The organism is Phormidium sp. CCY1219, from assembly GCF_055795085.1.
This window is the reverse complement of sequence record NZ_JAYFEQ010000375.1, coordinates 1-8,806: the sequence shown is the minus strand read 5'-3', so window position 1 is coordinate 8,806 and position 8,806 is coordinate 1. Positions and strand designations below refer to the sequence as shown.

Below are 8,806 nucleotides of genomic sequence, written 5' to 3'. Positions count from 1 at the left end.
GGGGAAAAGCGCCTTTAAAAGTCCGACTTTGGACTCTTTAAGAATCCCTCGGATTTATCCGTAGGGAGTATCAACCAGACCGAATCAATCCTCAAGACGATCGGGTTATAAATTTGCAATTTTTCCCCGGCAAATAACGCGCTTTCCTCCTGCGCCCAATCTGGAGAGGAGGGCTGAAGTTGCCAAGGATAGAGACACAAGCGACTTGCATCGGCTCGAGATTGCGGCGAAGCATTCATCTGAGTGAGTAAAAATAGCTAGCCTGCATGAATAAAGAAGCGAACAGACGTCTTCACAGTGCTTTAAACCCGTTTTCTGCAGGAAAACGGGTTTTTTATGGGGAAAGCGGCGCGGGAAAACCGGGGTTACGCCGCCGTATTCTATCGGCGGTGAAGGGGCGAACTGTAGCGAGTCGCGATCGCACTGCTTGCGGGTGGGAATGCGATCGGGGATTTTCGCCCTGAAGCCAGAGGGTATTATACCATTTTTTCGCGAAAAATCAAGGAATTTTATCAAAAAATCAAGATTGTTCTAGAGAATTATCAAAAATTAACCCGGGGTGCCTTTTCTTAGGTACGATTACTGGATAGACTAAAATAAAACCCAAACAGAGACATCAGAAACATGACATCATCTGAATCCACAAACAAAGGGCTAAGAGGGACGCCGGAATCAGCCAAAACGCGGATTTTGCTGACCTTGTGGGATATGGGAGCAAGCGAATCCGCCGTGAAAAAAGGAACCCTCACCCGGCGATTGATCCGTACCAAAGAGAGAGCGTCAGATTATCAGCCAATTTTAGACGAATTGGAAAGTGCAGGAGCGATCGCGATCGACAAAAACAAAGTGTCCCTGACTGTGCCCACCGGGTTGCAGATGCTAGAGGAAGGATTGAAGCACTTTAAATTTGAGGGGAAACAGATAGGCACCAAACTGCCCAACGCCCTCCTGCAGTGGATCGGGAAAATGTACGATGGCGGCGTCAGTACCTCCATCGCACCAGAGCAAACCGCCCCAGTCCCCACCCCCACACCAGTCTCTCCCGCCTCGCCAGAGGGAAAACTCGCACAACCCGCCCCCTCGCCGATTACCGATTACGAACAATTCAAACCGGTGGTATTGGAAGTCTACGATCGCCTCAACGGCTATTACAATCTAGATGACTTAGTGCCCATTTATCTCATCCGGCGCGACATTGGCGATCGGGTCACTCGATCCGATTTCAACGACTGGATGACTACAATGCAGGCAGAAGATATGTTTCAGCTCATGGCGGGAGAAATGCCAGACATGACCCCCGACAAACATCAAGACTCGATCGTTATCCCCGGGGTGGGATTGCGCTATTACGCCAAGCGCCTCTAAAACCCCCAAGTTTGGATGTCTCTCCGGTCCCGATAGACACCTCATGGTTTCTCAATTGTTGCTTCTTCACAGGACATAACTATGGCTAATTCCGATTCTCCACTCGAACAAATTAACGCCGCTATCCAAAGGCACAATCCCTTTACTAAAGCCGGCATCGTGCAAGAACAGAATATCTGGGGAAAGGGCTTTCCGGATGTTCCCACGTTAAACAAAGAAGCCTCGGACGCAGTGTTGCAGGCAATCGAGCGCGTCAGCACCAGTCAATCCAGTGCCGACAAAGTAGCGACCCTCGTGGTGACGGCTGAAGCTGGAGTGGGCAAAACTCACCTAATTAGTCGCATCCGCCATCAGCTCCCCCCCGAAAAGCGCGTCTCCTTTGTGTATGCCAATGGCAATAATTACACCGACTTAAACCTAATTAAATACCAATTTCAGCAAACCTTAGTGGAGAGTTTAAGTCGTACAGGTCGCGAAGGAGTGATGCAGTGGCAAGAAATCGCCACCTCGATGGCTAACCAGGGATTGCAGGCCATTAACCCGAATGCTGCGAGCCTATCTTCCCAAGAGTTAGTCAAGCGATTCGATCGGGTATATCAGAGTTTTTTGGCGAACAACAAGGATTTGATGAATATCCTCAGCAAAAAAGTGGCAGCAACTAAGCCCGAGACAGATCCTTATATACTGCGGGGGCTTTTATGGACCCTTTCCGAGCGGTATGGCAGTTATGCCGTGGAATGGTTGGCGGGGAATGAAATCGATCCATCCACCGCTGAGACAATGGGATTGCCTTCTAATGGCAACAAAACCAATGAAGACCGAGAAGCCGAAGCGTTAAGCACGATTCAGAAAATCCTCAAGCTAGTCAATGGTTATACCCCCATTCTCATTTGCTTTGATGAGATAGATGTTCTCAACCAATGTAATGATGACGGCTACACAACCCCTATGTTAATTGCCGATTTTATCAAGCGGCTTTACGATACGATAATTGACTCCAATGTCAGTCAAGGAGTCGTCATTCTGACCTTAATGTTTCCAGATACCTGGAGTAATTCTGTGAAGCAAATGGGGACTGGGGTACCCGCTAGAATCTCCACTTTTACCCAAAGCAAGCCGCTTGGGTTAAAATATGTAAACAGTGATGTGATGGTGGATGTGGTAGCCACCTGGATGCAAGAGTTTTATCAAGCCCGACAGCTAACACCACCTCATCCGCTTTATCCTTTTGAAGAAACGCAACTCCGACAATATGGCAAAAACAAGCCAACGGTAAGGGAAGCGTTAAGATGGTGTGCCGAAAACTTTAAGGTTGATGAAGAACCCTTGCCCGAAGACCCTCGCGAGCGGTTTGAACTGGCGTTAACGAATGCTGAAGAACTCGAACCAAAGGATTATACCGAAAACAACGAGCTGATTGCGGCTGGGTTACGGTTTGGATTTGAAACCTTAATCGGGGAAACGTTAGCTGGAGAAACTTCCACCGGGGAGACATTAAACAATGCGATCGTGCAACAGGTGGTTGACGTGGAACCGAAATCGAAAAATCAAGGATGGATTAACTTCAAAATTGTCGTAGAAGAGAACAACCAGCCGATCCAAATTGGCGTGGCGGTGCTACAGCACGACACTGGACGAGCGGTAGGCGCAGGGATGAAGCGCTTAATCGACTATGACGCATTTGGTTTGACGCGCAGCTGTTTGGTGCGCTCTAAAGACAAGCCAATTAAGAAGAATTGGGCTTCCTCCGGCTATTTGGAAGAACTTATTTATAAGTTGCGAGGAGAGTGGGTTTATTTGGAAGAAGAACACATTAAACTGCTCATCGACCTTTATCTAGTTTACGAACAGTGCGATCGCTATCAACTCAGCGATGAGCAATTCAAGCAGTTCTGCAAAGCGCAAACGCAGACTAACCCTTTGCTGCTCGAAATATTAAGCGATCCGTCCGGAAAAATCGATGAAGAAACCCTGGAGGAGGAAGAGCTTTTAAACGCTTTCCTACAACCAACCGATATCGAAGCAACCCCGAATGAGGACGAAGATTTGAGAGACCTGTTTGGTTAAAGATGGGAGGAATAAGAGTTGGTTCAAACTGCACTGTGCTTACCTGCGCCAGACATCGAAGCCCTACTTTGCGGGCGGACAATTGCTGTCATTCCCCGGATCTTTCTCAAGCCGGGGCGACAGTTTGCGCTCTATCCTCTCCCGAGTTCCGTTAACCCCCTTCCTCCGGAAACCTACTATAATCCGGGGTTTGTGTCCATCGCCAAATCTACAGAACTGACCCAGAGTTCTGCGGATAGCCTGTCAATTCAAGCCTGGGCAAAATGCGAATTGTGCCAGATGGTCAATACCCCGGAAAGCTTCGAGGTGTTGTCGCAGTTAACGGTGTGGAGCACTGAGGGATTAGAGAGTCATATCGCAACCCACCCCCATATTTTTCTAGCGCACTTGCGCTTATATCGGTTTTTGCAACCGATCCAGGTGCCTAACAATCCAGTAAGCCAGAAAAAACTGGGTAAATTTATCGGTTTACCCCATCCATTACCCATCACAGACTATCAACCCGTATTGAGTGATTCCACATTCGATCGCCGACGCGACCAACTCGAAAACCTGCTACCGCCAGAACATCCGGAATTGGAAGAATTGCAAGGGGCGATCGCTCACCTTGCCCTTACCCAACCCGCCGCCCAACCCCTCGATCGCGCCTTGCAAAGCTTTCTCGGATGGACCGATACTTCCACACCCCAGGAAACCGACCCGGATTTAACCTGGATTTCTACCATTAGCGAGGTGGGAAATTCCAGCGAAGGTCACGCCTTTGAAAAACTGGTGCGGCGATCGCTGCTCAAACTCGGATTTAAGGGTGAGAGTCTCGACCCCGACTCCACCGGCGGACCGGGGGGAATTGACTTATTTTGCGAATATCCTTACCTCCTCGTGGGAGAATGCAAAGCCACCAAAACCGAGAAAGTCAGCGATGGAACCCCGGCTCAACTTATCAAAATCGGCCACAATCATTTAGGCAAGCAACGCTATAACCGGGCGATAAAATTAATCGTCGCTGCTGGAGAGTTAACCGATTACGCCCGCCGAACCGCCACGGAAAATGAAATGAACGTTATCCGCCCCGAAACCCTGCAACGCTTAGTGGAACTGCATGCCAATTATCCCGGTTCCCTGGACTTGATGCAACTCAAACAGCACTTACAAACCGAACCGTTTGGGTTAGCTGACGAAAAGTTAAACAATTATATCAATAGTATTGTGGACCAGATTAAGGTGCGATCGCAACTGGTGCAAACCGTCAAACAATTAGAAGACCCCAAAAGCAAACCGCTGCCCCTGGAAATTCGCACCCACTACAATGCCATCTATGCCAAAGAACCCAGGGCCAAACTGGGAGAAAATTGCGTCAAAGAAATGCTCCTCGAACTGTCTTCCCCCTTGATGGGTTACTTAGGGCGAAAAAAAGACGCCGAGGGGCGCGATCGCTTTTATTACCTGCGGGATTTATCCCTTCCCGAGAATCTGCAATAATAAGCTAATTTCGCTTGGCTTTGCTTGTATGAATAAAATCGAACGCTATCGCGGATGTTTGCTGGGGTTGGCGATCGGCGATGCCCTAGGCACCACCTTGGAATTCAAACCCCCGGGCACCTTTACCCCGATTACCGACTTAGTGGGGGGCGGTCCGTTTAACCTGAAACCCGGAGAATGGACAGACGATACCTCAATGGCCCTATGTTTGGCAGAAAGTCTGATCCGCCAGGGGGATTTCGACCCCATCCATCAATTGGAAACCTATTGTCAATGGTATCGCCAGGGACATCTGAGCAGTATCGGGTATTGTTTCGATATTGGCAATACGGTTTTGCGGGCATTGCAGAAATTCGAACAAACCGGCGCACCCGACTGTGGCGTGACGGATCCGCGCAGTGCGGGCAATGGTTCCCTGATGCGCTTGGCACCGGTGCCCTTGTTTTGTGCCCACGACCCCGCACAAGCGATCGCGCGGGCAAAAGACAGTTCCCGGACCACTCACGCGGCGGCGAGTTGTCTGGATGCTTGCGGTTACTTCGCCGGATTGCTGGTGGGCGCAGTGCAGGGGGTTTCGCGATCGCAATTGCTCGCGCCGCGATATTCTCCCCTTCCCGGATATTGGCAAGAACACCCCTTGGTGCCCGAAATCGACGCGATCGCTGCCGGGGAGTTCAAACACCGCCAACCGCCAGAAATTAAAGGCACCGGATATGTAGTCGATGCCCTAGAAGCGGCACTGTGGGCATTTCACAACAGTACCTCCTTTGCCGAAGGATGTTTGTTAGCGGTGAATTTAGGCAACGATGCGGATACCACCGGTGCCATTTTCGGACAACTCGCCGGCGCGTATTACGGCGAAAGCGGCATCCCGCAAACGTGGCGATCGCGCCTCAAAGCGCACGATTTAATCGTCTACCTCGCCGAAAAACTCGCCAGAGGGAAAAATTGACAATTGGCAATTGGCAATTATCAATGGATACCCAGAAGTTATTTTGTAAAATTTTGTTAAAGTTGCCAAATTTTTTTTAAAATGGTAAAATATAATACAGAAATAGAGAATGGCATGCAACTTGTGGCCAAATTCTCGACTTTAGCAAACCTCACTTACATGAATTTCGGAGACTCTGATATGAAACTCTCTTATCGTGGGACCCCCTACGACTACGAACCCCCGACCCTTGACATGATGGAAGGGGAAACAGGCGGTCAATATCGGGGCAATGCATGGCACCCGCGCTATCCCAGACATATTCCGATGCCCCAACCCCTGCATCAGCTCAAATATAGAGGGAGTACCTACAGCACCGGAGAATCGGTAGAAACCGCCAAACCCGCCACTGCGCCCCCCGTTGCGGCGGAAGCAATGGCGATCGATTCCGAAGGCGATCGCCTGGGTGAAGAGGTTGCCAAACTGCACCGCACCAACATTTGCCGCAGTTTAGAACGGCGTCTGCAAGCCGCACGGATCCAAGGAGACGAACATTTAATCGCCTTACTAGAAAGCGAATCGAATCAGCTAACTTGTTCTTGGCACTAAAGTGAATTTTTTACCCCCTTCACCTAGGTGAAGGGGGTTTTGTTATTGGTCATTGGTCATTGGTCATTAGTCCTTGGTAATTTAACCACCGTAGGGTGCGTCACCCCCGCCATCCCATTGGTGGGAACCACCCCAATCTCCTCTCGGGGGTGACGCACCGGCCCGTCACTTAAATGAACAACCGGGAAAGAGTAGGAGGCAGAGCCTCCCTTCCACCGTCCCCAGGCTGAGCCTGGGAACGAGCATGAAACGAGCAAAACCGGGAAGGAGTAGGAGGCAGAGCCTCCCTTCCACCGTCCCCAGGCTGAGCCTGGGAACGAGCATGAACAACCGGGAAAGAGTAGGAGGCAGAGCCTCCCTTCCACCGTCCCCAGGCTCAGCCTGGGGACGAGCAAATGACCCATGACCAAACCCCCCTTATGACTCGCGCTGCAGCCAAATGCCGCGCATTTGGGCTTTCATCGCGCCTTCATAATCATCGCGATAGCTATCGCCGATATGCCATGCTTCCTCGGGGGTGCAACCATGTTTTGCCAAAGCGGTGGCAAAGATATGCGGGTCCGGTTTCGCCGCACCCACCTGAGTAGAAATCGTCACCGAGGAGAAAAACTCCGCCAGATCCAGCGCTTCGAGGACAGGATAAAGCCGCGAGTCGAAATTAGAAATCACACCGAGTTCGATGTGTTTCGATCGCAAGGAAGCGAGAGTCGATCGCACCTCGGGATAAACAAACCAAGGGTCCTTGGTGGCAAAGTAAGCATAGAGTGCGGCAAAAAAGGCAGAGAAATCCGCAAAGTCGCCAAACACCCCTGCCCGTTTAAAAGTATCGGTGGCGATCGCCTCCCACCATTCAAACTCCAACCGAGGAATCTCCCTGGTTTCCACCCCGGGAAACGCCGCTTGTTCCCGTGCTTTAAAACAGGCAAAAAAGGCGCGGTTCAACTGTGCCGGGTTGGCATTTACCCCAAACTGTTGGGCAAGGGTGCCATATGCCTCGCCCACACTCCCGCGCACGCCAAATAGGGTGCCCACGGCATCGAAAAAAATGACCTTTGGCTGAAACATCAGAAAGATTTAATGGGGGGAACCATACGCTTGCAGGAGAAACTCGCGCAAGGGGAGTAACGTCCAATTCAACCCCACTTTCAGTTGATGGTCGAAAGTGGGCATGCGATAGAGATAAGCCAGTCGGCGCACCAGATGGGCGGCTTGACCGTCGAGTTTTATTCCTAATCCAGTGAGGGTGGCATTGTCAACCCCGAGGGTCATCATTTCCCCCAAGGGTTGATACTCGAAAGGTAGCAACGGGCGATCGCGAATTGACGCCCAGAGATTCCAGGCAGTGCAATCTGCTTGTTGAATTGCCGCTTGCGCCGTAGTGGGCACCCGCTTGCCCTTGGCATCCATACATTCCGCCAAGTCCCCCAGGGCGAAAATTTCCGGGCGATCGAGAGCTTGCAGCATCGGCGTCACCTGGATTTGACCCCGCGCGTTTTTCTGCAGGGGCAGGGGTTCCACCACCGGGGAGACGCGAGTGCCCACAGTCCACAACACCACATCCACCGGGATAGTATCCACTTGTCCTTTGTAGAGCAAGGAAATGCTATCCGGGCCGATCTGTTCCACGGTAGTTTCTAAATCGACCCAAATGCCTCGGTCGTTTAATGCCGCTTGTGCCGCTTTGCGATTAAATTCCGGAGAATTTCGCAGAATTTCGGTGCCCATTTCAATCAGGCGCAGGCGGCCCCGGTCTTGCAGGCGATCGCTGAGTTTGCAGGCCAATTCCACCCCACAGTATCCCGCACCGGCGATCGCCACCCGAATTTTATCGCGATTCGAGGTTTCTAACCGCCGCAAGCGTTCTTCTAGGCGGTAAGCATCGGAAACGGTGCGAAAGGGAATGGCATGTTCGGCGCATCCCGGCACCATTTGCATCGGGGTTTCGCCACCTAATGCCAACACCAGGCGATCGTAGGCAAATTCCCCCCCATCGTGGAAGTACACCTGCTGGTTGTCGATATCGATATTTTCCACCGTTGCTTGACGGAAGCGAATCCGGGTATTTGCCAGCAGTTCGGAAAACGGCGGGGCAATTTCCCAACTTTGCAGTTCCCCGGTGAGCAATTCGTACAGCAAGGGGGAAAAGACAAAGCGATCGTTGCTGTCTACTAAGAGGATTTCGGGTTGCTCTGGTGGGTTCCAAGGTAATTCGTTCAAACGCTTGGCGGCGTACAACCCCCCAAAACCGCCACCGAGAATGCAAATCCGTGCAGGTTCTGTCATGATGATAACCTCCGATACGTTTGGAAACCCCCGTGCTTTAGCCGGGGGAGGAAAAACGAACGTGCGGCTTTA

General features: G+C 51.2%; 9 protein-coding genes. 6 read left to right on the top strand and 3 right to left on the bottom strand.

Annotated features, from left to right (window positions below; all coding sequences use genetic code 11):
- Positions 1 to 14: 14 nt before the first annotated feature.
- Entirely contained in the window at positions 15 to 239 is a 225-nt protein-coding gene (locus AC0QH1_RS07220) for a hypothetical protein (protein ID WP_324630319.1), read from the bottom strand.
- A 27-nt stretch (positions 240 to 266) separates the two neighbouring features.
- Here AC0QH1_RS07220 and AC0QH1_RS07215 point away from each other — a divergent pair, with 27 nt between their 5' ends.
- From AC0QH1_RS07215 to AC0QH1_RS07190, 6 genes are all read left to right on the top strand, one after another.
- Positions 267 to 464 carry a hypothetical protein gene (locus AC0QH1_RS07215; RefSeq protein WP_324630318.1) on the top strand — a complete coding sequence of 66 codons (198 nt, stop codon included), beginning with the start codon at positions 267 to 269 and terminating at the stop codon, positions 462 to 464.
- 160 nt (positions 465 to 624) lie between these two features.
- Complete coding sequence (locus AC0QH1_RS07210; protein WP_324630317.1) at positions 625 to 1,365, top strand: hypothetical protein; 741 nt, start codon at positions 625 to 627, stop codon at positions 1,363 to 1,365.
- Between the two features lie 81 nt (positions 1,366 to 1,446).
- On the top strand, positions 1,447 to 3,432 hold the full coding sequence (locus AC0QH1_RS07205) for an ATP-binding protein (protein ID WP_324630315.1): 1,986 nt from the start codon (positions 1,447 to 1,449) through the stop codon (positions 3,430 to 3,432).
- An 18-nt stretch (positions 3,433 to 3,450) separates the two neighbouring features.
- A complete protein-coding gene (locus AC0QH1_RS07200; RefSeq protein ID WP_324630314.1) occupies positions 3,451 to 4,911 on the top strand; it encodes a DUF1802 family protein in 1,461 nt (486 codons plus the stop codon).
- 28 nt (positions 4,912 to 4,939) lie between these two features.
- On the top strand, positions 4,940 to 5,863 hold the full coding sequence (locus tag AC0QH1_RS07195; RefSeq protein WP_324630313.1) for an ADP-ribosylglycohydrolase family protein: 924 nt from the start codon (positions 4,940 to 4,942) through the stop codon (positions 5,861 to 5,863).
- 180 nt (positions 5,864 to 6,043) lie between these two features.
- Positions 6,044 to 6,451 (top strand): DUF4278 domain-containing protein, encoded by a 408-nt coding sequence (locus AC0QH1_RS07190; RefSeq protein WP_324630312.1) that lies wholly within the window; start codon positions 6,044 to 6,046, stop codon positions 6,449 to 6,451.
- Between the two features lie 417 nt (positions 6,452 to 6,868).
- On the opposite strand, the gene AC0QH1_RS07185 is transcribed toward AC0QH1_RS07190, so the two are convergent.
- Both AC0QH1_RS07185 and AC0QH1_RS07180 read right to left on the bottom strand, forming a co-directional pair.
- On the bottom strand, positions 6,869 to 7,516 hold the full coding sequence (locus AC0QH1_RS07185; protein ID WP_324630311.1) for an HAD-IA family hydrolase: 648 nt from the start codon (positions 7,514 to 7,516) through the stop codon (positions 6,869 to 6,871).
- Positions 7,517 to 7,525: 9 nt separating this feature from the next.
- Positions 7,526 to 8,734 (bottom strand): NAD(P)/FAD-dependent oxidoreductase, encoded by a 1,209-nt coding sequence (locus AC0QH1_RS07180; protein WP_324630310.1) that lies wholly within the window; start codon positions 8,732 to 8,734, stop codon positions 7,526 to 7,528.
- Between the last annotated feature and the right edge of the window lie 72 nt (positions 8,735 to 8,806).

Coding starts and splice junctions, on each gene's coding strand:
- AC0QH1_RS07190 (WP_324630312.1), top strand. CDS start 6,044: ATGAAACTCTCTTATCGTGGGACCCCCTACGACTACGAACCCCCGACC.
- AC0QH1_RS07210 (WP_324630317.1), top strand. CDS start 625: ATGACATCATCTGAATCCACAAACAAAGGGCTAAGAGGGACGCCGGAA.
- AC0QH1_RS07220 (WP_324630319.1), bottom strand. CDS start 239: ATGAATGCTTCGCCGCAATCTCGAGCCGATGCAAGTCGCTTGTGTCTC.
- AC0QH1_RS07195 (WP_324630313.1), top strand. CDS start 4,940: ATGAATAAAATCGAACGCTATCGCGGATGTTTGCTGGGGTTGGCGATC.
- AC0QH1_RS07215 (WP_324630318.1), top strand. CDS start 267: ATGAATAAAGAAGCGAACAGACGTCTTCACAGTGCTTTAAACCCGTTT.
- AC0QH1_RS07180 (WP_324630310.1), bottom strand. CDS start 8,734: ATGACAGAACCTGCACGGATTTGCATTCTCGGTGGCGGTTTTGGGGGG.
- AC0QH1_RS07185 (WP_324630311.1), bottom strand. CDS start 7,516: ATGTTTCAGCCAAAGGTCATTTTTTTCGATGCCGTGGGCACCCTATTT.
- AC0QH1_RS07205 (WP_324630315.1), top strand. CDS start 1,447: ATGGCTAATTCCGATTCTCCACTCGAACAAATTAACGCCGCTATCCAA.